Source organism: Dietzia massiliensis, assembly GCF_018390595.1.
GTDB lineage: Bacteria > Actinomycetota > Actinomycetes > Mycobacteriales > Mycobacteriaceae > Dietzia > Dietzia massiliensis.
The window spans coordinates 1-457 of the sequence record NZ_JAHBAV010000180.1 but is presented as its reverse complement, the minus strand read 5'-3'; the positions used below and the strand labels follow the sequence as shown (position 1 = coordinate 457).

At 60.0% G+C, this 457-nt stretch carries 1 protein-coding gene; it reads right to left on the bottom strand.

Annotated elements, in window-relative coordinates:
* Positions 1–72 precede the first annotated feature (72 nt).
* Positions 73–457 (bottom strand): SufD family Fe-S cluster assembly protein (locus KHA85_RS16745; protein ID WP_213186665.1); only part of this gene is annotated, 385 nt, incomplete at its 5' end.

The following is a 457-nucleotide window of genomic DNA, read 5'->3' as shown; positions in this document are numbered from 1 at the left end:
CGTCGGTGCCGTCAACCTCGAACTCCTGCGGAGAATTCTCCTTCAGGGCCGAGACAGTAGTGACGACGGGCATCAGTCCTCCTCCACCGAGGTGGAGGATCCGAGGCTCTCGACAAGTTCGGCCTCAATGCGAGCCACAAGCTCCTCAGAAATCTCGGGCACGTCGATCTTGCGGACGATGTCGGTGAAGAAACCGTGCACGACAAGGCGGCGAGCCTCAGCCTCTTCGACACCACGCGACTGCAGGTAAAACAGCTGCTCAGCGTCGAAACGTCCAGTGGAGGCTGAGTGCCCGGCACCGCGAATATTGCCGGTCTGGATCTCCAGGTTTGGTACCGCGTCAGCACGGCAGCCCTCGGTGAGGACGAGATTCTTGTTGGACTCATAGGTGTCGATGTCCTCCGCCACCGGACGGATAAGTACGTCACCGATCCACACTGAGTGCGCATCCTTACCC